Below are 24,353 nucleotides of genomic sequence, written 5' to 3'. Positions count from 1 at the left end.
CGCGTTTACCCCTTATGGCCTAGACTGCGGCAGATGTTCTTGGCCCCTGGCAGGCTGGCCTGGCTGGACGCCCTGCGAGGCCCGGCGGCGCTGGCGGTCACCATGCATCACGCCGGCTGGACGTTCATCCCTGGCGTCTGGGCCGAGGTGGACCGCGTGATCGACGTCGGCACGTGGGGCGTGTTCGTCTTCTTCCTGGTCAGCGGCTACATCATCCCCGCCTCCCTGGAACGGCGCGGCGACCTGCGCGCCTTCTGGACCGGCCGCGCCTTCCGCCTGCTCCCGCTGCTGCTGGTCGCCTTCTGCCTGGTGCTCGCGCTCGCCTGGCTGGGCCTGCTCCCCCTCCCTCCCGGGCTCGGCGTGCGGCCGCTGCCTCTGGTCGCGTTCGGCAACGTGACGATGTTGCAGGAACTGCTCAACCTGCCCGCCGTGATCAACGTGACCTGGACGCTCTCGTACGAGATGGCGTTCTACCTGATGTGCGTGGCGCTGTTCGCGGTGGGACAGGCGCGCAGGTCGGCCGGTACGTCCATCGCCCTGGCGCTGGCCGCCGTGCCGCTGGGCCTGCTGCTGCCCAAGGCGTCGATCGGCGGGCGGGCCGACGTGCTCGCCGCGCTGCTGGGCCTCGCCGTCGTCGCGGCCATCGCGGTGACCGTGCTGGCGGACGGCCGGGCGCGGACCGTGGGGGCCGTCGCGGGCGGGCTGCTCGGCCTGGCGCTGGTGGTGCTGGGCAGCCGGGGCGGCACCTGGCAGGGCCTGATCACCCTGGCGACCATGTTCGCGGGGACGGCGATCTACCGGGCCGAGCAGGGGGAGATCTCCTGGCGGGCGGCCGGGGCCGCGGTGCTGGTGGTGTTGGGCTGCGGGCTCCCTGCCAAGGCCGATCCGGCCTGGATCCCGGCGATCGTGCTGGCGTTCTGCGTGTTCGCGCTGGCGTACGCGCTGCGCGGGCGGGCCTTCCCCCGCTGGGCGGCGCGGCTCGGCGCGATCAGCTTCTCCGTCTACCTGCTGCACCCGATCCTGCTGTACGTGGTGCCCGGGCTGCCGCTGTACTTCCTCGTCCTGATCCCGCTGAGCGTGCTGACGTACCACCTGGTCGAGGCCCCGGCCCAGCGGCTCGGCAGGCGGCTGACCGCGCGCGGGCCCGCCCGGTGAGCGGGCCCGCGCGACGCGGTCATCCCCGGTCGAGGTCCGGCGAGCGGTAGGAGCCGGTGAAGGTGTGGGTGCCGGAGCCCACCTCCTGCGCGACGGCGTCCGGCCACGGCGGGACGATCTCGGCGGTCGCGCCCGGCGGGACGGTGGCGGTGATCGTCATGGTGCTCTCCGTCCTGGTCCAGGAGACCGAGGCCGGGCCGTACGGCGTCTCCAGTGAGGCGTCCGCCCCGGTCAGGCCGCCTCCGGGGCGAGGCGCGACGCGCAGCCGCCGGTAGCCGGCGGCGGCCGGGGCGAGCCCGGCGACCGTACGGTGCAGGAAGTCGGCGACCGCGCCCAGCGCGTAGTGGTTGAACGAGGTCATCTCACCGGGGTTGACGGTCCCGTCGGGGAGCATGCTGTCCCACCGTTCCCAGATCGTGGTGGCCCCCATGGTGACGGGATACAGCCATGACGGGCATTCGCGCTGGGTCAGCAGCTCGTACGCGGTGTCGTACGCCCCGGCCGCGACCAGCGCGTCGCAGACCAGCGGCGTGCCCACGAACCCCGTGCCGATGTGGTGCCCGTCGGCGGCGACCAGTTCGACCAGGCGGCGCCCGGCCCGCTCGCGCTGCGCCGGGGTGTCCAGCAGGTCGAGGTGGAGCGCGAGGGCGTAGGCCGTCTGGGTGTCGCAGGCCAGCCGTCCCGAGGGGGTGACGAACTCGCGCACGAACGCCCGCCGCACCGCGGCGGCCAGCTCGGCGTAGCGGGCCGCGTCGGCGGCGTGGCCGAGCAGGTCCGCGGTGTCGGCGACGATGCGGGCCGTCCAGGCGTGGTAGGCGGTGGCGACGAGCGCGCTGTCGGTCCGCGCCTTGAAGGGGTCGTCGGGCGGGGCCGCCGGGTCGAGCCAGTCGCCGAACTGGAAGCCCTTGTCCCACAGGTGGCCCTCGCCCGCCAGCGCGGCGATCTCGTCCACCCACGCCTTCATGGAGGCGTACTGGGCCCGCAGCACGCCGAGGTCCCCGAACCGCTCGTGGAGCACCCACGGCACGATCACCGCGGCGTCGCCCCAGGCCGCCGCGGGCTCGGCCGGGAGCAGCGGCACCCACGGCACGTAGTGCGGGACCGTGCCGAGCGCGGCCTGCTCGGCGGCGAGGTCGGCCAGCCACGACGTCAGCGGTCCCGCGCAGTCGTAGAGGAAGGCGGCGGTGGGGGCGAAGACCTGGATGTCGCCGGTCCAGCCGAGCCGCTCGTCGCGCTGGGGGCAGTCGGTGGGCAGGTCCACGTAGTTGTCGCGCAGGCTCCACACGACGTTCTCGTGCAGGCGGGTCAGGTCGGGGTCGGAGCAACTGAACGAGCCCACGGGACGCATGTCGGTGTGGCAGACGACGGCCTCGACGTCGCCCTCGCCGATTTCGCCCGGCCAGTCGTCGATCTGGGCGTAGCGGAAGCCGTGGAGGGTGAAGCGGGGCTCCCACTCCTCTGGGGCGTCGTCGCCGCGCAGGGTGTAGGTGTCGGTGGCCGCGGCCTGGCGCAGCGGGCGCAGGCTGAGGCCGCCGTTCTCCAGCACCTCGGCGTGGCGCAGGGTGACGGTGTGGCCCGCCGGTCCCTGGACGCGGATGCGCAGGCGGCCCGAGACGTTCTGGCCGAAGTCGAGGATGGTCTCCCCCGCCGGGCCGGTAAGCGTCTTCTGCGGGCGCAGGATCTCGATCCGGCGCACCGGCGGGCCGGTGGGGGCCACCAGCCGGGACGGGTCGTGGGCGAGCACGTCGGCGGGCCGCCACGCGCCGTCGTCGAAGCCGGGCGACGACCAGCCGGCGGGCAGCAGCCGGGCGTCGTACTTCTCGCCGTCGTACAGGCTGGCGGCGGTGAACGGGCCGGGGGCGCAGCGCCAGTGCTCGTCGGTGGTGAGCAGGTCGGTGGTGCCGTCCTCGTACGTGATCTCGAGCTGGGCGACGAGAGCGGTACGGTCGCCGTAGACGCCGGTCGCCCCGCCGTAGAAGCCGACCTTGCCTCGGTGCCAGCCGTCGGCCAGGGCGGCGCCGATCGTGTTCGCGCCCTGGCGCAGCAGGGCCGTGACGTCATGGGTGCGGTAGCGCAGGCGGTAGGTGTAGCTGGTCCAGCCGGGGGCCAGCACCTCGTCGCCGACGACCTGGCCGTTCAGCTCGGCCTCGTACACGCCGTGGGCGGTGACGTAGAGGCGGGCCCTGGCGATCGGGGCGCGCAGGGTGAAGTCGCGGCGCAGCAGGAGTGCGGGGCCGTCGGGCGGGCCGAGCAGCTCCGCGGGCGGCGCGGCGGCCTTCGCCCGCCAGTCCGCCGCCTCCAGCAGGCCGGTCTCGGCCCACGTCCACTCGCTCCAGTCGCCGGACGAGCCGTCGCGGCCGTGCACGCGTACGCGGGCGCCGCGCCGCTCGCGCGAGCCCAGCGCGTCACCGGGCCAGGGCACCAGCACCGATTCCGCGGACTCCACCCGGCCCGTCGCGGTCAGGACCGTTCCGTCCGCGTCGCAGATCTCGATCTCGTAGCCCGCCTGCGTCCAGTCCGGCAGATCGGTGACGGTGGTCCAGGACAGACGCGGCGCGCTCTCGCCGATGCCGAGCGGCTCGCGGTGGTGCTCGAAGGTGAGCCCGGAAACGTGTAGCGCGGTGAGGTGTGGCAAGGTGCTCCTTCTGGTCGGCCCATGACGGCGCCGGCGGTCGTCCCGAGGAGCCGCCTGACGTCCGCTTGAAACGTTTTAACAGCCTCTCGACGCGAGTTAACGTAGACGTTGCGAGTCGGGAGCGTCAAGGCACAGTTTCGGCAAGGTTCGCCCGGCTCTTTCCCAGCTCAGAAGCGTCGGCCAGGACGGCGTTCCCGAGGAGCGCGACCGCCGCCCGACCGCCGCCCGGACACGCGGGAAGCCGGACGGCGGCCGGGCCCTTCCCTGCGAGGGCTCAGCGGCAGAACGGCGTCAGCCCGAGCACCGACTTCACGCCACCGAGCAGGTGCCGCAGGAAGAGGTCGTCGCCCTCCAGCGGCTCGGCGGTCCACGACTTCACGTCGTGGCCGAGGGTGGTCAGCCACGCCTTGCCGCCGTCGTAGTACTGGCACCAGCTCACCGGGTGGTGGTCGCCGTGACCGGGGTGACCGAGGCTGCCGCGTACGCCGTTGGGCAGGGTGCCCTCGTCCACCTCGGCCAGCACCCGGACGCGGGTGGGGTAGGGGACGAGGTTGTACCACTCGTCGGTGAAGGCCCAGCGCGGCGGCAGGCCCTGGGTGGAGGCGTCCTTCCTGTTGACGGTGACGACGGTGCCGGGCTGGTTGGGGCCGTGGTCGAAGAAGTTGGCGTTGCCGAGCAGGCCCTCGTACCAGGGCCAGTTGTACTCGGTGCCGAACGCGTTGTGCACGCCGACGAAACCCCCGCCCGCGCGGATGTACTGGCGCAGGGCGGTCTGCGCGGGGTCGTCGAGGGCGTCGCGGGTGGAGCTGAGGAACATCACGGCGTTGTACGACAGCAGCCGCCCGGCCGCGTTGAGCTGGGTGACGTCCTCGGTGTAGTCGACGGCGAAGCCGTTCTGGCGGCCGAGTTCGAGCATGGCCTTGATCGCCACGTTGTCGTCCTTGAGCGGCGGGTTCAGCCCAGGGCCCAGCGGGGTGCCGAGATGTGCGTGACGCGAACCGGCCGTACGGCTGAAGACCAGCAGCTTGTAGCCCTTCGCCGGATCGAAGTTGCCCCAGTCGTGGTAGCAGCGGGGGTCGGTGCCACGGCAGACGCCGTAGTCGGGGTCGCCCAGGTTCTGCGCGCCCCCGTCGCGGCCCCGATCGAGTGCGGCGTCGCGGTCCGGGGAGGCGGCGGAGCCGGGCGGGGTGGCGGCCAGCAGGAGCGCCGCCGCACCCGCGGCGACGACGGTGGACAGGGTCGAACGGGTGATGCGCATGGAGCACCTCGCACATGAGGGGTGGGGGGTGAGGTGAGGCTCTCAGGGGCGATCAGGTGGAGAGGACCGGCAGTCGGGGTCCGAGGCGAGCGGGCGGCTGGACGGACGGCGGGTGGGAGCGGGCGAGATCCTGGCCGACGGCACCGGAAAAGACCAGCTCAGCGTAGACCACGATGATCGCGCCGTCGATGACGCGCGAGAAGCCGGTCAGGCCCCGCCTTCCTCCTCCTCCGACAACACCCGCTGGGCGACGGCGAAGGCGGCGTTGGCGGCCGGTACCCCGCAGTAGACGGCGCACTGCAGCAGCACCTCGCCGATCTCGTCGGGGGTGAGACCGTTGCGCAGGGCGGCGCGTACGTGCATGGCCAGCTCGTCGAGCTGCCCCCGGGCGACGAGCGCGGTCAGCGTGACACAACTACGGGTACGCCGGTCGAGCCCCGGACGGGTCCAGATCTCGCCCCAGGCGTAACGGGTGATGAGGTCCTGGAAGTCCCTGGTGAAGGGCGTGGTACGGGCCACGGCGCGGTCCACGTGGTCGTCGCCGAGCACCTCACGCCGTACCTGCATGCCGGGGACGGACGGCAGGTGCGCGAGCAGCGCCCGGGTGACGCGGGCGGGCTGGTCGGCGGGTGCCAGGTGGGCGGCGCCCGGCAGCTCGACGAGGGTGGCGCCGGGGATGCCGTCGGCCAGCTCCCTGGCATGGGGCGGAGGCGTGGCCGGGTCCTCCCGACCGGCCACCACCAGCGTGGGGACGTCGACTGCCGCGAGGTCTCCCCGCAGGTCGTAGGCCCCAAGGGCGTCGCAGCAGGCGGCGTACGCGGCCGGGTCGGCGGCGGCCAGGTCGTCCAGCAGCGCCTGGACCGGCGGCCCGGCGAACCAGCGGCGGGCGGTCGCCGCCAGCAGCGGCCCGGTGCCCTCGGCCCGCACCAGCTCCGCCCGCTCCCGCCACGACGCCGGATCACCGAACCTGGCGCTGGAACAGATCATGGCCAGCGACCTGACCCGGCCGGGGCGGCGGACGGCCAGCGTGGCGCCGATCGCGCCGCCGATGGACACGCCCGCGTAGTGGAAGCTCTCCATGCCCTGCCCGGCGGCCACCTCCACCACCAGGTCGGCCAGGTCCTCCATGGTGTTCACCGGGAGCGGCTCGGAGCCGCCATGGCCGGGCAGGTCGAACCTCAGCACCCGGAAGGTACGCGCCAGGGCCGCGAGCTGCGGCTCCCAAAGGCGCATGGAGGTGCCGAGAGAGGGGGCGAGAACGAGCGGCTGCCCCTGCTCGGGGCCGTCCAGACGGTAGTGCAGCATCAGTGCGGTGCCTTGTCCTGGTGGTGGGTGAGTGCGCGGTCCACGAGCGCGGGGGCCGGGGCGGCGTCTCCGTGGACCGCGAGGTTGGCGCGCATGCGATCCGGATGCACGCGCAGGTCGGCGACCAGTTCGGCGGCGTCCCCCGCGGCACCCGCCACCAGGCGCAACGCCTCGCGCAGCGGCTGCCACTCGGCGTGCCAGGCCCCGGCGGGCCGTTCGTCCTCGGCCACGAGCGAGGCGTACAGGATGGCGGCCAGCGGGGGCGTCTGGCGGGCGGCGGCGGCGATCATCGTAGCCCTGACCGGGTTGTGCTTGTGCGGCATGGACGACGAGCCGCCGCCCACCCCCTCCGACAGCTCCCCGATCTCGGTACGCGACAGCACCAGCACGTCGGCCGCCGGCTTGCCCAGCGCCCCGGCGGTGAACGCCAGCGCCCCCGCCAGGTCGGCGACCGGCGTCCGCAGGACGTGCCACGGCAGGACGGGCTCGGCCAGGCCCAGCTCGGCCGCGAACCGGCCGGGCAACCGCAACGCCACCTCGACGGCGTCCCCAACGACCTCCTCACCGGCCTCCCCCTCCATGCCCGTGCCGGGCCGGAAGGCGGCCAGGGTGCCCGCGGCGCCGCCGAGCTGGGCGGGGAGGGCGCGGCGAGCGGTCGCGAGGCGCTCGCGGGCCGCGGCGGCCAGCGTGAGCCAGCCCGCCGCCTTCAGCCCGAACGTCGTGGGGACGGCCTGCTGGGTGAGCGTCCTGGCGGCCATCGGGGTGTCGCGATGCTCCACGGCCAGCGTGGTGAGCCCGGCGACCACCCGTCCGAGGTCCGCCAGGACGGGGCCGAGCGTGCGACGGGCGACCAGCATGAGGGCGGTGTCGACGATGTCCTGGCTGGTCGCGCCCCGATGGACGTACTCGCCGTACGGCCCGGCCGCCCTGCGCAGGTCCTCGACGAGGGGGATGACGGGGTTGCCGCCGGACCGTGCCCGCGTCACCAGGCCGGGCAGCGCGAACGCCTCCGCGCGGGCGACGGCCGACACCACCGCGGCCGCCTCGGCGGGGACGAGCCCGAGGGCCGCCTGGGCACGGGTCAGCGCGGCCTCGGCGTCCAGCATGGCCTGGAGGACGGCGACGTCCCCGGTCTCCGCCACCGCGCCGCGCATGGGCGACAACAGCCCGGCATCGGCTCCCGGGCCGGTCGGCTGCGGCGGCGGGTCAGCCGAAGTCAAAGAAGACCGTCTCCTTCTCGCCCTGGAGGTGGAGGTCGAACCGGTACACCCCGTCCCGCTCCTCCCCCGCCACCAGCGTGTGCCGCCGCTCCGACGGCACACCGTCCGGCGACGCGTCCGGCGCGAGGTAGATGCGCGTGTACAGGTGGTGCAGCAGCCCTCGGGCGAACACGCAGACGCTGATGTACCCGTTTCCCGGGGCGACCGTCCGCAGCGTCCAGTGGCCGTCGAGATCGGTGGCGACCCGGCCGAAGCCGGTGAAGACGACCCCGTTCCTGCCCAGGACGGCCCCGGTCGTCGGGTCGCGGCGCAGCGAGCCGGCCGCCGCGGGCACCTCACCCGTCGCGTCGGCCTGCCAGAACTCCAGCAGCGCGTCGGGCACCGGGTCGCCGGCGCCGTCGTAGACGTACCCGTGCACGGCGATCCCGCCGAGCGCGAGGTCGCCGCCCGCGGGGAACGGCAGCGCGTACCCGTAGAACGGCCCGACCGTCTGCGAGGGGGTGGGGCGGGTCATCTGCCTTCCTCCGTCCAGGTCGCGGCGGGTCCGTCGAGGACGATGTCCCACCGGTAGCCGAGCGACCACTCAGGCTCGGACAGGTCGTGCGCGTAGGCGGCGACCAGCCGCTGCCTGGCGCTCTCGTCGGTCACCGACTGCATGATCGGGTCGTAAGGGAACAGCGGGTCGCCGGGGAAGTACATCTGGGTCACCAGCCGCTGCGCGAAAGCGGTGCCGAACAGCGAGAAGTGGATGTGCGCCGGCCGCCAGGCGTTGCGGTGGTTGCGCCAGGGGTAGGCGCCGGGCTTGATCGTGGTGAACAGGTAGCCGCCGTCGTCGCCGGTCAGGCAGCGGCCCACGCCGGTGAAGTTGGGGTCGAGCGGCGCGGGGTGGTCGTCGCGCTGGTGCAGGTAGCGTCCTGAGGCGTTGGCCTGCCAGATCTCCACGAGCTGGCCGCGCACCGGACGGCCGTCGCGGTCGAGCACGCGCCCCCGTACGGTGATCCGCTCGCCCAGCGGCTCGCCCAGGTGCTGCCGGGTGAGGTCGTTGTCCAGCGGCGTCACGTCGGTGACGCCGAACACCGGCCCGCTCAGCTCGATCGCCTCGGGGTCCTTGACGGCGACCAGCGGCTGCTTGGGGTGGCGCAGCGACGTGCTGCGGTAGGGGGCGTAGTCGCGCGAGGGGTGTGCGGCCCGTTCGCCGGCGCGCGCCGCGCCGAGCGCGGCGATCTCCCGGTCGATGTCGGCCTGCTGGAGAGGTTCAGACATTCCGCTACCTTTCGAGTACGACGGCCAGCCCCTGACCGACGCCGATGCACAGACAGGCCAGGCCGGTGCCCGAACCGGCGGCGGCCAGCCGGTGGGCCACCGCGCCGGTGATCCTGGCCCCGGACGCACCGAGGGGGTGACCGATCGCGATCGCGCCGCCGTCGGGGTTGACGATGGCCGGGTCGAGGTCGGGCAGCTCGGCCAGGCAGCCCAGCGCCTGCGCCGCGAACGCCTCGTTCAGCTCCACCGTGGCCAGGTCGCCGAACCCCCTGCCCGCCTTGGCCAGCGCCCGGCCCGCGGCCTCGACCGGGCCGAGCCCGAAGAGACGCGGCTCCAGCGCGCTGACTCCGCCGGCCACGATCCTGGCCAGCGGCTCGCGCCCGCGCAGCCCCGCCTCGTCGGTCAGCAGCAGCGCCGCCGCGCCGTCGTTCAGCGGGGAGGAGTTGCCCGCGGTGACGGTGCCGCCGTCCTTGCGGAAGGCGGGCTTGAGCCTGGCCAGCGCCTCCAGTGAGGTGTCGTGGCGGATGCCCTCGTCGCGGTCGATCCCGGCGATGGGCACGATCTCGCGTTCGAACGACGCCTTCGCCGCCTTCTGATGGCTGGCCAGCGCGAAGGCGTCCTGCTCCGCGCGGGAGATGCCGTGGCGGTCGGCGATCAGCTCGGCGCCCTCGCCGAGCGCGACCGTGTGCTCGGCGGGCATCCTCGGGTTGACCAGCCGCCAGCCGAGCGTCGTCGACACCAGCTCCTGACCGCCCGCGGGGAACGCCCGCTCCGGCTTGGGCAGCACCCACGGGGCTCGGGTCATCGACTCCACGCCGCCCGCGATCACGGTGTCGGCGTCGCCGAGCGCGATGGCCCGGTACGCCTGCACGAGGGCCTCCATCCCGGACCCGCACAGCCGGTTGACGGTCGCGCCGGGCGTGGTGACCGGCAGCCCGGCCAGGAGCGCGGCCATGCGGGCGACGTTGCGGTTCTCCTCGCCCGCGCCGTTGGCGTTGCCGAGCAGCACCTCGTCCACGACCTCCACGTCATTGCGCTCGACCAGGGCCGAGACGACGTGGGCCGCCAGGTCGTCCGGCCGGATCCCGGACAGCGCGCCGCCGTAGCGGCCGAACGGGGTGCGTACGGCGTCGACGATGTAGACGTCCTTCAGGCGGTCGTTCATGTGGTGGCCTCCGCGCCGGTCCTCGTGTTCATGTGGTGAGCCGCGCGTCGGTGCGTTCGCGGATCTCGGCCTCGCTCACCCCGGGCGCGCGCTCCACCAGCGTGAGCCCCTGTCCCGTCACGTCGAAGACCCCGAGGTCGGTGACGATCCGGTGGACGCACTCCTTCCCCGTGAGCGGCAGCGAGCACCTCTCGACGATCTTCGGGGAGCCGTCCTTGGCGTTGTGCTCCATGATCACGATGACCGTGCGGGCCCCGTGCACCAGGTCCATGGCCCCGCCCATGCCCTTGACGAGCTTGCCGGGGACCATCCAGTTGGCCAGGTCGCCGCGGGCCGAGACCTGCATCGCGCCGAGCACGGCCACGTCGATGTGGCCGCCGCGGATCATGCCGAACGACAGCGAGGAGTCGAAGAACGACGCCCCCGGCAGCACGGTGACCGTCTCCTTGCCCGCGTTGATCAGGTCGGGGTCGACCTCGTCCTCGCGGGGGTAGGGGCCGACGCCGAGGATGCCGTTCTCGGAGTGCAGGACCACGTCCACGCCCGGCGGCAGGAAGGTGGGGATGCGGGTGGGCAGGCCGATGCCCAGGTTGACGTAGTCGCCGTCGCGCAGCTCGGCCGCGGCCCGCACGACCATCTCCTCACGGGTCCAGCTCATTCGTGCACCGTCCTCGGGGCAGAAGGCGCGCAGGCGGCGGGTGAGGGAGGCGGGGAGATCGTGCGGCGTTCGATGGACTTGTCGGCGGCCTGCTCGGGGGTGAGCACGAGGACGCGCCGCACGAACACGCCGGGCAGGTGCACCTCGTCGGGGTCGAGCTGGGTCAGCTCCTCGACCTCGGCGACCGTGATGCGGCCGGCCATGGCGGCGAGGGGGTTGAAGTTCCTGGCGGCCTTGTGGAAGACCAGGTTGCCGTGCCGGTCGCCCTTGGCGGCGCGGACGAGGGCGAAGTCGGTACGGATGCCGCGTTCGAGCACGTACTCGCGGCCGTCGAACTCGCGTACCTCCTTCGGCGGCGAGGCGACCGCGATCGAGCCGTCGGGGTGGTGGCGCAGCGGCAGGCCGCCCTCGGCGACGGGCGTGCCGACGCCGGCCGGGGTGTAGAAGGCGGGGATGCCGCTGCCGCCGGCCCGCAGCCGTTCGGCCAGGCTGCCCTGCGGGGTCAGCTCGACCTCCAGCTCGCCGCCCAGGTACTGGCGGGCGAACTCCTTGTTGTCGCCGATGTAGGAGGCGGTCACGCGGGCGATGCGCCCGGCCGCCAGCAGGATGCCGAGGCCGCCGCCGTCCACGCCGCAGTTGTTGGACACGACGCCGAGGCCGGTGACGCCGGTGTCGTAGAGGGCCTGGATCAGCACGTTGGGTATGCCGCTGAGGCCGAAGCCGCCGACGGCGAACGACGCGCCGTCGTGCACTCCGGCCAGCGCCTCCGCGGCCGTGGCGACCACCTTGTCTCTCCGCACGACGCTCCGTTCCCGAGACGCGTTCGCTCTGCGAACTTTTGTTCACTATTGTGTACTTCAGTATGTGGATGGGCGGCCGAGCTGTCAAAGGTCCCGCCTACGAAGATCACCGAAAGTTCGTGAGGTCGCGTCCGCCGTCCTCATCGCCGGAGGAGGAGCCGATGGAAGCGGCCGGAACCCTGGAGCGCGGGCTGGCCGTGCTGCGCGCGCTGGCCGCCGACCCCGCGCGGCCCGCCCGGGCGACGGACCTGGTGCGGGCGACCGGGCTGGCCAGGTCCACGGTGGACCGGGTGCTCGGCACGCTCGTCCACCTGGGCTACCTGCGGGCGGAGGGACGCGACGTACGGCTCGCGCCGCGCCTGATGGAGCTGGGCGAGGCGTACCTGAACGGCGGCGGCCTGCGCGAGCCGCTCGCGCCCCTGGCCGGGCGGCTGGCGGAGGAGCTGGACGAGTCCGTCTCGGTGGCGGTGCGGGACGGCGACGGGGTGCGGTTCGTCGTGCAGTTCACCCGGCGGCGGACGATGTCGGTCGCCTTCCGGGTCGGTGACCTGCTGCCCGCCGACCGGTGCGCGGCCGGGCTGGCCCTGCTCGATCCGGCGGCGCCCTGGGCCGAGGACGACCAGCTCATCGAGCCGGGGCTGATCGCGCTGGCCCTGCCCGTACGCGACGGGTCCGGGCGGGCCGCGTGCGCGGTCAGCGTGGTCAGCCACACGAGCCGGCACACGGCGGCCGGGCTGCGCGAGCGCTGCCTGCCCGCGCTGCGCAAGACGGTCGCGGAGATGGAGTCCGCCCTGACCGGCCGCGCCACGCCCGCCGACCACCCCTCCGCACCGGGAGGCGACGCGTCCAGGGTGGCCAAGCAGGAGCTGGGCATGGGCTTCCTGCAGTCGCTGGCCCGCGGCCTGGCCGTGCTGGCCGCGCTCGGCTCGGCGCGCGGCGGCCTGACCCTCGCCGACTGCGCCAAGGTCACGGGGCTGCCCCGGGCGACCGTACGGCGGGCGGTGCGGACGCTGGAGAAGCTCGGCTACGCGGCGGCCGACGGGGCCCGCTTCGCGCTGCTCCCCCGGGTGCTGGAGCTGGGTTACGCCCACCTGGCAGGGCTGACGTTCCGCGAGATCGTGCAGCCGCACCTCGCCGAGCTGGCGGCACGGGTGCGGGAGTCGGCGTCGGTGGCGGTCCTGTCGGGCGACGACGTGGTGTACGTGGCACGGGTGCAGACCGTCAGCCTCATGAGCGTGAACATCACGGCCGGCACCCGCTTCCCCGCGTACGCGACGTCCATGGGGCGGGTGCTGCTGGCCGAGCTGCCCGAGGAACGGCTGGCCGCGATCGTGCCGCGCCGCCTGTCGGCCCGTACCGTCACCTCGCCGGCCGAGCTGCGCGCCCTGCTGCGCCGGGCCGCCGTGGACGGGTACGCGCTGGTGGATCAGGAGCTGGAGGAGGGCGTACGGTCGATCGCGGTGCCCGTCAGGGACCACACCGGGCGCACGGCGGCGGCGCTGAACGTGGCCACCCACGCCGGTCGCGCCACCGCCGCCGCGCTGGTCCGCGACGTCCTGCCCGCCCTCAGGGAGACGGCGGCGGGCATGGAGGCCGACCTGGCCCACACCCGCGCCGAGGTCCACGAGTGACCGGCCCCGCACACCGGCCGCGGGAAGGCCCGGTTTCTCATGAGGTGAGCGCGGAGACGGCGGTGGCGAGGTAGAGGCAGCCGCCGACCGCCACGGCGACGCCCGCCGCCGCGGGCATCCAGGCCGCCGCCACACGCAGAAGCCGTAGGCGCGGCGTGCGGCGAGTGAGCACCGCGGCTCCGCGTACGGTCACGACCCCCACGGCGGTCAGCGTGACGGCCATCCCGACCCCGAACGCCAGCACCAGCACCACGGCGTCGAACGACCGCCCGGTCAGCAGCCCGCTGACGAGCACGATGAAGGCCGAGGGCGAGGGCACGAGCCCACCGGAGAGCGCCAGCGCGGTGAGCCCACGCGGCGACCACGGATCATCCAGATGCCCGTGTCCGTGTCCGTGTCCGTGTCCATGCCCATGTCCGTGCCCATGTCCGTGCCCGTGATCCTGCCCGTCCCCGTGCGTCCTGCGGTGGCGCAGGTGCCGGTACGTCAGGTGCGCCCCCACCCCGATCACCACCAGGCCCGCGACCACCTGCAGCCAGGCGGTGATGGCCTCGGTGCCGACGGCGGCGGCACTGCTCAGACCCACCCAGGCCAGCGCCAGCGCGAGCACCGAGACCGTGTGCATCAGCGCCACGACCACGCCGAGCCGCAGCGCGTCGCGGTAGCGGCCGTGCGTGCCGATCAGGTACGCGGCCGTCACGCTCTTGCCGTGCCCGGGCGCGACCGCGTGCAGCGCGCCCACGCCGAGCGCCACGGCCAGCGCCAGCCAGAACGCGCCCGCCCCGTCGAACAGCGAGATCAGGTACTTCTCGGGTCCGGTGATGCCGTTCATCCGCGCCCATCCGACCGCGCCGCGTCCGTCTCCGCCGATGAGGACGGGGTGCCAGGCGACGCGGACTCCTCGGCGGACGAGGACGCGGCGGCAGACGACGCGGACGTCTTCGGGCGTTTGCGGCGCAGCAGGAAGGCGGCCAGCGCGGCAAGGGCGGCCACGAGTGCCACGGCGGGCACGACGAGCGGGACACCGCCCGACGCCGACGGATCGAAACGCATCCGCCGGGTGTCGGCCGCCGCCGTGAGCATCGCCTTCGCGGGCTCGGCGGGCGTCTCGGCGGTGAGCATCGTCCGGTACGCCTCGTGCAGGTCGGCCAGCGCCCCGACCCGTACGTCGACGTCCACGACCGGGCCGGGACACTCGAACGTGAACCGGGCGCCCTGGGTCAGCAGCCGCTCCAGCGGCGCCAGTTCGGCCGCGCAGGGCCGTCCCGCCTGTGTGACGCCGACGCGGGCCAGCAGGTAGTCGCGTACGGCGGCGGAGCGGGCCAGCTTCTGCTCACCGGTCAGGGTGGTGTCGGTGCCCGTGGCCGGGTCCTCGAACGCGCCGACCGCCCGTCCGAGCGCCACCCAGTCGTCCTCGGCGGGCAGCCAGGCGAGCGTCACCCGCTCACCGTCGACGGAGATCGTCGCCGTGGACGGCGGCCCGAACGGATGCGCCGACGCGGCCCTGGCAGGCCCGAGCGCCACGATGGCGACGGCGATGAGCGGCACGCACAGACGTGTGATGAAGGGAAGGGTCAAGGGAGACTCCTGGTACAAAGCACCCGAGTGAGGCCGCCACCCGAACAGCCACCGCTCCGCACGAAACAGCCACCGCTCCGCACGAAACAGCCACCGCTCCGCACGGAACGGCGACCGAACCGCGCGAAACGGCCCCGGCGCCCGACCGGACACGGACCCCGCCGGACGGACCCCGCCGGACGGACCCCGCCGGTCGAACCCCGCAGGCAGGGCGGGCGCGGCCTCACTCAGGTGTGGATCACTTGGTCACGTTGATGGCGGGGCTGGTGATCTTCTGGTTCTCGCTCTCCAGGTAGACCACGTACGTCCCGCCCTTCTTCGCGAACGCGGGCACCCGGACGCTCTCCTCGATCCGTCCCAGCTCATCGGCCTTCTCGTAGCCGATCAGCGTGCCGTTGCCGCCGTTCCACCCGCCGCCGCGGGCGGCCTCCTCGTCCTTCTTCTCGCGCCACCAGATCGCCACGCGCTCGCCCGGGTCGTAGCCGAAGGCCGAGACCTTGACCGTCTCGAGCCTGCGTACCGACGTCTTGTCGACGGTGACCTGCTCGCCGATCGTGTTCTCGGGGGTGCGGAGGTCGTTGACGGTCCGCTCGCCCTTGCCGTTCTTGCGGATGACGAAGCCGTCGTGGTGCTCGCCGTTGGCGTAGCGGGCCTCGAACGTGATGCTGTCGGAGGCGACGTCGATGAGCTGGTAGAGCTGGGTGTTCTGGCTGGTGCTGCGCACCTCGGCGCCGTTGCCCGTCCAGTTCTCGCCGTTGTTGAGCGCGTACATCTTGCCGCCCGAGACCGACACGACGTAGGCGACGCCGTTGTGCACGGTCGTCGACTTGCGCGCCGCCACCTGGTTGCCGCGCCCGTACGAGTGGTCGTGGCCCTGAAGCACCAGGTCCACGCCGTACTTCTCGAACAGCGGGGCCCACTGGGCGCGCACGTTCGGGTTGTTGCGGGTTCCGGTGGTGGAGTAGACGGGGTGGTGGAAGGTCACCACGGTCCACTTGTTCGGGTTGTCCTTGAGCAGGCCCTCCAGCCAGGCCGTCTGGGCGGCCATGAGCGTGGCGTTGCTCTGGTGGTTGGTGTCCAGGCCGATGAAGCGAACACCCTGGTAGTCGAGGCTGTAGACGGTCTGCTTGAGTTCGGCGTTGCCGGGCCCGTTGTCCGGGTACGGGAACTGCGGCCGCCAGAAAGTCGACAGGCCACCGCTGTACTCGTGGTTACCGGGGACCGAGATGTTGTTGACCTGGCTGTCGATGAAGCCGCCGGCCTTGAACCACTGGCCCCACTGCTCCTCGCTGTTGGCCGAGTCGATGAGGTCGCCCGCGTTCACGATCGCCTTGGCCTGCGGCCGGTCGGCGAACGCCTGGCGGAACACGCGCGGCACGGCGGAGTCGATGTAGTTCTGCGCGTCGCCGTAGTAGATGAACGAGAACGGCTCGAAGCCGGAGGACGCGGTGGTGAAGTCGGTCCACGGGCTCCAGTTCGTGCCGTCGCCGACGCGGTAGGTGTAGCGGGTGTTCGGCTTGAGGCCGGAGAACTCGGCGGTGTGGTACGTGGAGGCGTACCCGAGGGTGGTGTTGACCGGCGTGCTGGCCAGGGCCTGGACGGTGGCCACGGCACCGGGGGCCGGCTGCACCTGGCCGAGCGCCCGCGGCGCCTCCAGGATCTGGGCCTGCGCGGTGTCGGCGGTGGCCTCGGCCCGCCACGACACGCGCTGGCTGGTGGCCGGCGTGGTGGTCGGGACCAGGATGATCCGGTCGGGGACGGGAGTGGGCTTGTGCTGCTCGGCGGCGGGGTACGCGGGCGGGGCCGCCGCACCGACGGCGGCCGGCCCGAAGGCTAACGCCGCGACGAGCAGCACGCCGGTGCCGGCGACCGCGAGCTTCGCCTGCCGGGGCCCGAACGGCCGCGGCTTCGAGGGCTGATTCACTTCTGGTTCACTCCATCGACAAGCGGTGTTCATCCATCCGCGAGCGCGGGACGGACGCGAGCGAATTCAGCCAGGCACCGCTGACGCTCGTCTGTCCCGCGACTGTCCGTCAGATGAATTCATGATCGGCAATGTGCCGGTCATCGGAGGTTCGCCCGGTGTTCGCCGGGCCCCGCCACGATCGGCCCCGGACGATCGTGCGCACGGGCCGATCGTGTGCATGGGCCCGATCGCGCGCATAGGCCGATCGCGTGCACGGGCCTCAGGTGAGGGGATGGCGGTGAGGGGATGGCGGTGACCCGCCGCTGGGGCCTGCTGCCCGCCGTCGCCGCGCTGGGCACGCTGTTCGTGGTGCCGTCCCCGGCGAACGCGGTCAAGTCCGACGCGTTCATCACGGCGGAGACGTCCGGGATCCTGCTGATCGAGGGCGGCGAGTGCTTCAGCGACCCGACGTACTCGGCGGGGGCGGGCGAGCGGATCGTGCTCTACACGCCCTGCGCGGACGGGGCGGACAACCAGTCGTACGGCTTCACGCACGCCCCCGACGGCCCGTACGACCGGGCGGCGCTGTCGGCGTTCGCCTGGCAGAGCTGCGGCGAGCGCTTCGCCTCGCTCTGGGGCGGCGACCGGGACGACCTCGCCTACTACCCGATCATGCCGACCCCGGAGACCTGGGCCGACGGCGACCGCGACGTGATGTGCGCCGCCTACCGCCCCGCCGGCCGCCTCACGGGCTCGGCCCTGCCCTGACGGGCACGCGCGGCGCGATGAGCAACCGGCCGTCGGTAAAAGTGCGGTGGAATTTCCCCACGGCTCGCGGCTCCCGGGAACGGACCCGCCTGCCCACCGGCCATTCTTGACCGCCTCTTACCACGACAGATGGGGATAAAAGCGACGCCGGATACTAGCGTTGCGCCTATGACCTCGGATGTCGCGCCGGAATTCACCGCGACCGAACGCACCGCGCCCGCATTCACCGCGACCGCATGCACCAGGCCCGTATTCGTCGCGTCCGCATTCACAGAACCCACATTCACCGGCCCCGCATTCACCGGCCCTGCATTCGCCCGGCCCACATTCAGCGGGCCCGCATTCGCCACGCCCATATTCCCCGGGCCCGCATTCACCGGACCTGTGTTCACCGGACCTGTGTTCACCGGGCCTGTGTTCACCGGGCCTGTGTTCACAGCGCCCGCATTCACCGTCACCGGGACCGCCGCCCGGCGGGAGGGGTGAGCCGTGCGCCCGTTCGCCTACGCGGCCCCCGCCACGCTGGCCGAGGCCGTACGCGTCCTGTCGGAGGCCGGTCCTGGCGCGAAGGTGCTGGCCGGCGGCACCACCCTGTACGACCTGATGAGGCTGGACATCGAGACCCCGCCCACCGTCGTGGACGTGCGCGCCCTGCGCGAACTGGGCGGGATCGACACGTCGGGGCCTGACGAGCTGTGGTTCGGCGCGGGCGCGCTGATGGCCGACGTGGCCGAGGACCCGGTGCTGGTGAACGACTACCCGGCGCTGGCCGAGTCCCTGGTCAAGGCCGCCTCCCACCAGTTGCGCAACATGGCGACCGTGGCGGGGAACCTGCTGCAGCGCACCCGGTGCGCCTACTTCAGGGGCCGCCCGGCCGTCCCGTGCAACAAGCGTCGCCCCGGCAGCGGCTGCGCCGCGATCGGCGGGCTGGACCGGGGGCACGCCCTGCTCGGCGGGAGCGACGCCTGCGTGGCCACGTACCCCGGCGACTGGGCGGTCGCGCTGATCGCCTTCGACGCCCTCGTCGACGTGGCCGGGCCCGCGGGTGCGCGCACGCTCGCGCTGGCGGACCTGCACCTCGAACCCGGTGACACACCGGACAAGGAGCACACCCTGTCCTGGGACGAGATCGTCACCCGCATCCGGGTGCCGGTCACGCGGGCCGGGCGCGGGTCGACGTACCACAAGGTGCGGGATCGGGAGTCGTACGCGTTCGCGCTGGCCTCGGCCGCCGCCGCGGTGACGCTGGACGGCGGCGGCACCGTACGGGAGTGCCGCATCGCGCTGGGCGGGCTCGCCACCAGGCCGTGGCGCTGCCACGACGCCGAACGGGAGCTGACCGGCACACCGCTCGACCGCCGCGCCGCCCGCCGCGCAGGAGAGGCCGCGCTGGCCGGCGCCCGTCCGGGCACGCACAACGCCTTCCGCGTCGAGCTGGGCGTCCGCACCGTCGCCGAGGCGCTGCGGATCGCCGGAGAGCGGGCCGTACGATGAAGAACCCGCCGATCCCGCGCGTCGACGCGGCAGACCAGGTCGCCGGGCCGTCCCACCACGGCGACGGCCACACACCACCCCGCCCCGCCTACGCCACGCCCGTCCTCGTCACCGCCACCGAGGGCCGCATCACCCGGCTCGACACCGCCGCGGCCGCCGCCGTGCCCGGCGTGCTGCTCGTGCTGTCGTACCTCGACGACCCGGGCGGCACCGCAGACGGCCCCATCATGCGCGACGGCCATGCCTGCCAGAGCCCGCCGCCCGTGCCGGACGACCGCGTCTCCTTCCGTGGCCGGACGATCGTGCTGGTCGTGGCCGAGACACCGGTCGCCGCGGTGCGGGCGGCCGAGCTGGTACGGACCGAGCACGAGACGAACCCGTCCACCGCCGAGCTGGTGCGGACCGAGTACGAGACGAACCTGTCCACCGCCGAGCTGGACGCTGACACCGCCGAGACCGCGCCCCTCCCCTTCCTCTCCGACGTCGTCGTCGGCGACGCCCACGGAGCCTACGAACGCAGCCCGCTTCGCGTGGACGAGGTCTACGAGGTGGTCCATCAGGACCAGGAGCACCTCGCGCCGCTGGCCGTGGCCGCCCGTCGGCTCGGCCGCCCGGTCAAGCTGGTGCCGCCGCCCGCCCGCGCCGTCCACCCCACCGGTCCCCGTCCCGCCTTCCGCCACCGCGTACGCCTCGGGGCCGACCGCTCGGGCCGGCTGCTCGCCGCGATCCACGAGGCCGACCAGCAGGCGCCCCGGTACGACCCGCACCCCGTCACCTACACCGAGCTGACCGCCCGCCTGTACGACATCAGGAACTTCCGCGTCCGCCGTCGTCACATCAGGACCGGCCCGCAACCGCCCACTCGGGTCGAGCACTCCGCCCGGTCCTTCTCGGACCCTCCGCCGTCCGAGCACCCGGCCGCGTTCGCGCTCGAGTCGGCCGTCGATGAGATCGCCTACCGCGCCGGGCGCGACCCGGTGGAGCTGCGCCTGGCCAACGCCGCCCGCGTGAACCCGGTGACCGGCGAACCGTTGTCCTCCCGCCCTCTGGCGGCCTGCCTGCGGCGGGGCGCGGAGCTGTTCGGCTGGGCGGCGCGTACGCCGGACCCGGGCTCCATGCACGCCGACGACGGGACACCGATCGGCTGGGGCGTGGCTACGGGGGCGTACGGCCTCGTAGCGCACTTCGCGGAGGTGCGGGTCGAGCCCACGGGGCGCGTACGCGTCACGCAGGTGGTCAGCGTGGCCGCCCGCGGCCGCACGTCCGACCCCGTGACGGCCGAGGCCCAGATACGCGGCGCGGTGGCCCGGGGCATCGGCGCGGCCTTCATCGACCATAACAACCTCGACCTCGACCTCGACAGCGTCGACGGGGACTCCATCCACGAGGACCTCATCCAGGTGGACCTCCTCGATCTGGACCTTGTCGACCTGGACCTCGTCGACAGGTCCGGCCGCGCGCTCGACCCGATAGGCGCCGGGCCTTTCGGCGAGGTGACGCCGGCCGGCGTCGCGCCGGCCATCGCCAACGCCGTGTTCCACGCCACCGGCCACCGCCCGCGCCGCCTGCCGATCCGCGCCGAGGATCTGCTCTGACGGGTTGTCGGGAGCCCCGGCATGGGATACACACGTCTCAGATCGGTGCCCGCAGGAGGTTCCCGTGGCCGGCTCGCCGACGATCCTCGACACCACAGGCGCACGCCTCTACACACAGGCCGACGAACTGCGCGCCGCCGGCCCCGCCGTCCGAGTACGCCTGCCGGGCGACCTCGTCGCCTGGTCGGTCAGCCGCGGCGACGTCGTCAAGCGCCTGCTCACCCACCCCGACGTGTCCAAGGACGCCCGGCGGTCCTGGCCCGGCTACCGCCCGTTCGCCATCGCCTGGCTGACCGCGTGGGTGGACGTCGTCAGCATGCTCACCGCCGACGGCGACGACCACAAACGGCTCAAGGACCTGGTCGGCAGGGCCTTCACCGCCCGCCGCGTCGAGGCCATGCGCCCGGCCGTCGAGCGGATCGCCGAGTCGCTGCTCGACGACCTCGCCGCGACCCCGCCCGGCCGGGTGGTGGACCTGCGGGCCCGCTACGCGTACCCGATCCCGAGCGGGGTGGTCTGCGACCTGTTCGGCGTCCCGGACGGCCAGCGGCCCGCGATGCTGGAGGCCATCGACTCCATCCTGGACAACTCCGCCGACGTCGAGCGGGCCACGGAGGTCCAGCGGCAGATGTACGCCGCCATGCACCGCCTCGTCGAGACCAAGCGGGCCAGTCCCGGCGACGACATGACGAGCATGCTGCTCACCGCGCAGGAGGCCGACGGCGACCGGCTCGGCATGGACGAGCTGATCAGCACCCTGATCCTGATGATCGGTGCGGGCAGCGAGACCGCCGTGTCGCTCATCGACCACGCGGTCGTCGCCATGCTGACCCATCCTGGCCAGCTCGCGACCGTGCTCGCCGCGCCGGAGCGGTGGGACGACGTCATCGAGGAGAGCCTGCGCCGCGACCCGCCGGTCATGCACCTGCCGTTGCGCTACGCCACCGCGGACCTCGATCTCGGCGAGGGCGTCACGATCGGCCGGGGCGAACTCATCCTGATCGCGTTCGGCGCACACGGCCGTGATCCGGCGGTCAATCCCGACCCCGGACGGTTCGACATCGACCGGCACGATCGGCGGCACCTGGCGTTCGGGCACGGCATCCACTTCTGCCTGGGCGCCCCGCTGGCCCGGTTGGAAGCCGCCGTCGCGCTGCCCGCTCTGTTCCGGCGGTTCCCGGGCATCAGGCTCGCGGCGGAGCCCGGCGAGCTGCGCCCGCAGCCCTCCTTCACGGGCAGCGACGTACAATCCCTGCCCGTCGTGCTGACATAGCCGCCGCGAGCAGGACGGACCCGTACCACCATCACCCGAGGGAGGTGAGGATGCCGCAGCCGACCGCGCCGCTCCGCCCCGCTCAGCCGCATCGAGCCGACGCCGGGGAACTCGGCCGTCGTGACGAGTTTGGTTTCGCCGTGACCGGACAAAACCACCAGCAGCCGAGAGCCGGTCGGCACCGCCGTGGCGAGGTGCGCTCCCGGCGCCGGAGCCTCAGCGTCCGGCCCCGTGGTCGCTGTGGTACGCGGTCGCGACGGCAGCCATTTCGTGCCGTTGCACTATGCAATGATAAGGTGACGAACCGTTGACAAGCGGAGGGGTGGAATGGGAAGCGCAGACCGTATCGGCTTCTCCTGGGTCGTCACTGAGCGTGACGACTCCGCCGTCCTGAGCCCTGCCGGGGATCTGGACCTGGCCTCGATGGAGGAGTTCCGCAACGGGCTGACCCAGGCGATGTCCTGCATGCGTCCGCCGCTCGTGGTCGTCGATCTCGAGGGGGTCGCCTTCTGCGACTCCTCGGGGCTCAACACGCTCATCTGGGCCGCGAACGCCGTGGAGGCCGCCGGCGGCCGGCTCCGGCTGACCGGGCTCCAGCCGCGGGTGACCCGGCTGCTGCGGCTGACCGGGCTCGACAAGAGGTTCGTCGTCTGCGAGACGACGGGCGGGTCCTGACGCCGCGTGTGCCCGCGCCACGGCAGGCGGCATTCCTCGCCAACTCGTCGGAGGATGGCTGACGGACGCTGACCCGCGGGATCGACTGAACGAAAGGCATCCCGACGTCGGCCCCGGCCGACCGACAGCGTGGACGGCCCTTGGCCGACCTTCCACCATTGGTCGGAAGGAGCGGCCAAGAGCAGTCTCGTTGATCGCGCGGATCACTCCACGGTCCCGCGACCTGGTGATCGAGCTAGCAGAACATCGGCTGGCCGGCGTCCTTGGGAACCTCCGGCATGGAGTCGACCACCCTGGTGGTGATCACCGCCAAACTGCTGGTCGGGATCTCCTTGACCTGTCCGCCCTCCCGCTGCCCGATCCAGCTCTGGTAGCCGAGGAACCGGTACGTGGCAGGCTCGAAGATGAACTCCCCGCGTTCCCAGCCGTCGGGGGTCTCAATTTTCAGCGAGGCGCCCACCCCGGGTCGTCCGGCGGGGTCGGTGAGGTTCGTGACCATGGTCGCGGTCGGCATCTTGGACAGCGCGGCGAAGACCGTGGCCCTGGTCCGGGAGGGGGTGAGCGGATCCCGCGCCAGCGCGATCAGTCGGCTCCCGACGACCTTCTCGACCCTCATGCCGATCTCGCTCTGGGCCAGGTCCTTCTCTCCCCTCCTGAGCTGGTCCGACCGGACGAACGCCTCCGCGTCCCGGCGGATCTTCGCCAGCACCTGATCAGGATCGGCGGGGAGATCGCCGGCCTGGGGAGGCTGGTCCATGGAGCTCTCGTGGCACTGTCCCGCGCGCTGGTACTCCACTGTTCCGGGGGATTGCACGTGCTCCGGGCTTCGTCCGCTGATCACGTGTGTCTGCCCGTACGTCGAGCGGGTCAGGGTCTTGCCGGGTTCCCCGGCCGGCATCCACGTCTCGCGGCGCACGTCCTGGGTGTACTCGCCCTGGGAGCCGCCGGCGAACACGACGTTCCTCTGGTCGACGTAGACGAACTGCCCCGGCCCGGGCCGCACGTCCTCCCGCGCCGCGACGGAGGCCGCGTGCCGGAGCAACTCGGCGGCGCTGGCCGGAGGCGTCCCAAGTGGAACGGAGTCGTCACCGCCGCGCACCAGGACCAGCCCCGCGGTCACCGCCGCCGCGAGGCCCACGGCCACGCCGGCCCGCATCGCCCACCTGCCGCCGGGGAGACCGCGAAGAGACAGCCGACGTGACCGCGCCGGCCGACGGTGAGCGCTCCCGGTCCGCTCGGCCTCGATCTCCTCGGCCAGCAGCACCCATGCGCGCGCGGTCACCTCGGGCGCGGGTCCGGGCAGGCCGTCCCGGCAGTCCTTGATCATTTCGAGTTCGTTCATCACAGCGCCTCCCCTGCTGGGCCGATGATCTTGCGGAGCTTCTTGCGGGCGCGGTTGAGACGCGATCCCACCGTCCCCTTGGGTATGCCGAGGGCCTCGGCCACCTCCTCGTAGCTGAGCTGGGCACAGGCGACCAGCAGCAGGACGTCCCTGTCCCCGGCCGAGAGCCGGGCGAGGCCGGCGGCCAGCCGCGGCTGCATCACCGCCGCGGAGACCCGTTGCGCGACGCGCTCGTCGTGGCTGGTGATCTCCACGGCATCGGCGCTCCTGGCCAGCGCCCGATACCTGCGCGCCTCGCCGCGACGATGCTCGGCGACCAGGTTGGAGGCGATGCCGTACAGCCAGGGGCGGGCGTTGGGACAGGCGGGGTCGAAGCGGTCCCGGTCGCGGAAGGCGCGCAGGAAGGTTTCCGCCGCGAGGTCATCCGCGACGGCCTCGCCCAAGCGCAGATGGACATAGCGGTGGATGTGCGCGAAATAGCGATCGAAGAGGGCGCCGAAGCGATCGGGGTGACGGCGCGACGCCTCTATCACCTGCGCGTCGGTGCCCTCGCTGGGGGGCGCCGAATCTCGGGGGGGAGCTGTCATGAATGGCGGTCTTTCAGTCGGCTGCGTCGGAACACCCCTAGTTCG

At 73.1% G+C, this 24,353-nt stretch carries 22 protein-coding genes; 7 read left to right on the top strand and 15 right to left on the bottom strand.

Going from position 1 to position 24,353, the window contains the following annotated elements:
• The first annotated feature begins 33 nt into the window (after positions 1-33).
• Positions 34-1,155, top strand: a complete 1,122-nt coding sequence (locus ACZ6S0_RS21345) for an acyltransferase family protein (protein ID WP_465920189.1) — start codon at positions 34-36, stop codon at positions 1,153-1,155.
• A 19-nt stretch (positions 1,156-1,174) separates the two neighbouring features.
• Here the strand turns inward: ACZ6S0_RS21345 and ACZ6S0_RS21340 are convergent, their stop codons facing one another.
• The 9 genes from ACZ6S0_RS21340 to ACZ6S0_RS21300 all read right to left on the bottom strand — a co-directional run bounded on the left by ACZ6S0_RS21340 (position 1,175) and on the right by ACZ6S0_RS21300 (position 11,459).
• Complete coding sequence (locus ACZ6S0_RS21340) at positions 1,175-3,790, bottom strand: alpha-L-rhamnosidase (protein ID WP_465920186.1); 2,616 nt, start codon at positions 3,788-3,790, stop codon at positions 1,175-1,177.
• Positions 3,791-4,064: 274 nt separating this feature from the next.
• Positions 4,065-5,048, bottom strand: coding sequence for a ThuA domain-containing protein (locus ACZ6S0_RS21335; protein WP_465920184.1), 984 nt, complete (start codon positions 5,046-5,048; stop codon positions 4,065-4,067).
• Between the two features lie 207 nt (positions 5,049-5,255).
• Positions 5,256-6,353, bottom strand: coding sequence for a bifunctional 3-oxoadipate enol-lactonase/4-carboxymuconolactone decarboxylase PcaDC (pcaDC, locus tag ACZ6S0_RS21330; protein WP_465920181.1), 1,098 nt, complete (start codon positions 6,351-6,353; stop codon positions 5,256-5,258).
• A complete protein-coding gene (gene pcaB / locus ACZ6S0_RS21325) occupies positions 6,353-7,573 on the bottom strand; it encodes a 3-carboxy-cis,cis-muconate cycloisomerase (RefSeq protein ID WP_465920179.1) in 1,221 nt (406 codons plus the stop codon). The genes pcaDC and pcaB overlap by 1 nt, the downstream gene beginning before the upstream one ends.
• Complete coding sequence (gene pcaG, locus ACZ6S0_RS21320) at positions 7,560-8,087, bottom strand: protocatechuate 3,4-dioxygenase subunit alpha (protein WP_465920177.1); 528 nt, start codon at positions 8,085-8,087, stop codon at positions 7,560-7,562. Before pcaG ends, pcaB begins: the two co-directional genes overlap by 14 nt.
• Positions 8,084-8,836, bottom strand: coding sequence for a protocatechuate 3,4-dioxygenase subunit beta (gene pcaH, locus ACZ6S0_RS21315; RefSeq protein ID WP_465920175.1), 753 nt, complete (start codon positions 8,834-8,836; stop codon positions 8,084-8,086). The genes pcaG and pcaH overlap by 4 nt, the downstream gene beginning before the upstream one ends.
• Before the next feature lie 4 nt (positions 8,837-8,840).
• Positions 8,841-9,989 (bottom strand): thiolase family protein, encoded by a 1,149-nt coding sequence (locus ACZ6S0_RS21310; RefSeq protein WP_465920321.1) that lies wholly within the window; start codon positions 9,987-9,989, stop codon positions 8,841-8,843.
• 40 nt (positions 9,990-10,029) lie between these two features.
• Positions 10,030-10,659: a CoA transferase subunit B gene (locus ACZ6S0_RS21305; RefSeq protein WP_465920172.1), complete on the bottom strand. Its 630-nt coding sequence runs from the start codon at positions 10,657-10,659 to the stop codon at positions 10,030-10,032.
• Positions 10,656-11,459, bottom strand: a complete 804-nt coding sequence (locus tag ACZ6S0_RS21300) for a CoA transferase subunit A (protein ID WP_465920170.1) — start codon at positions 11,457-11,459, stop codon at positions 10,656-10,658. Before ACZ6S0_RS21300 ends, ACZ6S0_RS21305 begins: the two co-directional genes overlap by 4 nt.
• Positions 11,460-11,620: 161 nt before the next feature.
• Between ACZ6S0_RS21300 and ACZ6S0_RS21295 the strand changes: the two genes are divergently transcribed.
• On the top strand, positions 11,621-13,090 hold the full coding sequence (locus ACZ6S0_RS21295; RefSeq protein ID WP_465920169.1) for an IclR family transcriptional regulator domain-containing protein: 1,470 nt from the start codon (positions 11,621-11,623) through the stop codon (positions 13,088-13,090).
• 37 nt (positions 13,091-13,127) lie between these two features.
• On the opposite strand, the gene ACZ6S0_RS21290 is transcribed toward ACZ6S0_RS21295, so the two are convergent.
• From ACZ6S0_RS21290 to ACZ6S0_RS21280, 3 genes are all read right to left on the bottom strand, one after another.
• Positions 13,128-13,922, bottom strand: a complete 795-nt coding sequence (locus ACZ6S0_RS21290) for a nickel/cobalt transporter (RefSeq protein WP_465920166.1) — start codon at positions 13,920-13,922, stop codon at positions 13,128-13,130.
• Complete coding sequence (locus ACZ6S0_RS21285; RefSeq protein ID WP_465920165.1) at positions 13,919-14,668, bottom strand: hypothetical protein; 750 nt, start codon at positions 14,666-14,668, stop codon at positions 13,919-13,921. Before ACZ6S0_RS21285 ends, ACZ6S0_RS21290 begins: the two co-directional genes overlap by 4 nt.
• Positions 14,669-14,906: 238 nt before the next feature.
• Positions 14,907-16,592, bottom strand: a complete 1,686-nt coding sequence (locus ACZ6S0_RS21280) for a purple acid phosphatase family protein (protein WP_465920163.1) — start codon at positions 16,590-16,592, stop codon at positions 14,907-14,909.
• A 288-nt stretch (positions 16,593-16,880) separates the two neighbouring features.
• On the opposite strand from ACZ6S0_RS21280, the gene ACZ6S0_RS21275 reads away from it, so the two are divergent.
• On the top strand, positions 16,881-17,342 hold the full coding sequence (locus ACZ6S0_RS21275) for a hypothetical protein (protein WP_465920161.1): 462 nt from the start codon (positions 16,881-16,883) through the stop codon (positions 17,340-17,342).
• On the opposite strand, the gene ACZ6S0_RS21270 is transcribed toward ACZ6S0_RS21275, so the two are convergent.
• On the bottom strand, positions 17,300-17,779 hold the full coding sequence (locus tag ACZ6S0_RS21270; RefSeq protein WP_465920319.1) for a hypothetical protein: 480 nt from the start codon (positions 17,777-17,779) through the stop codon (positions 17,300-17,302). The two genes, ACZ6S0_RS21275 and ACZ6S0_RS21270, sit on opposite strands and share 43 nt — an antisense overlap.
• 52 nt (positions 17,780-17,831) lie before the next feature.
• Between ACZ6S0_RS21270 and ACZ6S0_RS21265 the strand changes: the two genes are divergently transcribed.
• From ACZ6S0_RS21265 to ACZ6S0_RS21250, 4 genes are all read left to right on the top strand, one after another.
• Positions 17,832-18,836: an FAD binding domain-containing protein gene (locus ACZ6S0_RS21265; protein ID WP_465920159.1), complete on the top strand. Its 1,005-nt coding sequence runs from the start codon at positions 17,832-17,834 to the stop codon at positions 18,834-18,836.
• Complete coding sequence (locus tag ACZ6S0_RS21260; RefSeq protein WP_465920156.1) at positions 18,833-20,431, top strand: xanthine dehydrogenase family protein molybdopterin-binding subunit; 1,599 nt, start codon at positions 18,833-18,835, stop codon at positions 20,429-20,431. The genes ACZ6S0_RS21265 and ACZ6S0_RS21260 overlap by 4 nt, the downstream gene beginning before the upstream one ends.
• A 64-nt stretch (positions 20,432-20,495) precedes the next feature.
• Positions 20,496-21,704, top strand: a complete 1,209-nt coding sequence (locus ACZ6S0_RS21255) for a cytochrome P450 family protein (protein ID WP_465920153.1) — start codon at positions 20,496-20,498, stop codon at positions 21,702-21,704.
• A 327-nt stretch (positions 21,705-22,031) separates the two neighbouring features.
• Entirely contained in the window at positions 22,032-22,379 is a 348-nt protein-coding gene (locus ACZ6S0_RS21250) for an STAS domain-containing protein (RefSeq protein ID WP_465920149.1), read from the top strand.
• A 235-nt stretch (positions 22,380-22,614) separates the two neighbouring features.
• Here the strand turns inward: ACZ6S0_RS21250 and ACZ6S0_RS21245 are convergent, their stop codons facing one another.
• Complete coding sequence (locus ACZ6S0_RS21245; protein ID WP_465920145.1) at positions 22,615-23,721, bottom strand: CU044_5270 family protein; 1,107 nt, start codon at positions 23,719-23,721, stop codon at positions 22,615-22,617.
• Positions 23,721-24,308 carry an RNA polymerase sigma factor gene (locus ACZ6S0_RS21240; RefSeq protein ID WP_465920142.1) on the bottom strand — a complete coding sequence of 196 codons (588 nt, stop codon included), beginning with the start codon at positions 24,306-24,308 and terminating at the stop codon, positions 23,721-23,723. Before ACZ6S0_RS21240 ends, ACZ6S0_RS21245 begins: the two co-directional genes overlap by 1 nt.
• Positions 24,309-24,353: the final 45 nt, after the last annotated feature.

The organism is Nonomuraea sp. NPDC051298 (genome assembly GCF_055586305.1).
Note: the sequence above shows the minus strand (reverse complement) of the source record. Positions and strands in the feature narration are given on the sequence as shown.

Coding starts and splice junctions, on each gene's coding strand:
- pcaG (WP_465920177.1), bottom strand. CDS start 8,087: ATGACCCGCCCCACCCCCTCGCAGACGGTCGGGCCGTTCTACGGGTAC.
- pcaDC (WP_465920181.1), bottom strand. CDS start 6,353: ATGCTGCACTACCGTCTGGACGGCCCCGAGCAGGGGCAGCCGCTCGTT.
- pcaH (WP_465920175.1), bottom strand. CDS start 8,836: ATGTCTGAACCTCTCCAGCAGGCCGACATCGACCGGGAGATCGCCGCG.
- ACZ6S0_RS21240 (WP_465920142.1), bottom strand. CDS start 24,308: ATGACAGCTCCCCCCCGAGATTCGGCGCCCCCCAGCGAGGGCACCGAC.
- ACZ6S0_RS21295 (WP_465920169.1), top strand. CDS start 11,621: ATGGAAGCGGCCGGAACCCTGGAGCGCGGGCTGGCCGTGCTGCGCGCG.
- ACZ6S0_RS21260 (WP_465920156.1), top strand. CDS start 18,833: ATGAAGAACCCGCCGATCCCGCGCGTCGACGCGGCAGACCAGGTCGCC.
- ACZ6S0_RS21290 (WP_465920166.1), bottom strand. CDS start 13,922: ATGAACGGCATCACCGGACCCGAGAAGTACCTGATCTCGCTGTTCGAC.
- ACZ6S0_RS21245 (WP_465920145.1), bottom strand. CDS start 23,721: ATGAACGAACTCGAAATGATCAAGGACTGCCGGGACGGCCTGCCCGGA.
- ACZ6S0_RS21250 (WP_465920149.1), top strand. CDS start 22,032: ATGGGAAGCGCAGACCGTATCGGCTTCTCCTGGGTCGTCACTGAGCGT.
- ACZ6S0_RS21275 (WP_465920161.1), top strand. CDS start 16,881: ATGGCGGTGACCCGCCGCTGGGGCCTGCTGCCCGCCGTCGCCGCGCTG.
- ACZ6S0_RS21345 (WP_465920189.1), top strand. CDS start 34: ATGTTCTTGGCCCCTGGCAGGCTGGCCTGGCTGGACGCCCTGCGAGGC.
- ACZ6S0_RS21335 (WP_465920184.1), bottom strand. CDS start 5,048: ATGCGCATCACCCGTTCGACCCTGTCCACCGTCGTCGCCGCGGGTGCG.
- ACZ6S0_RS21305 (WP_465920172.1), bottom strand. CDS start 10,659: ATGAGCTGGACCCGTGAGGAGATGGTCGTGCGGGCCGCGGCCGAGCTG.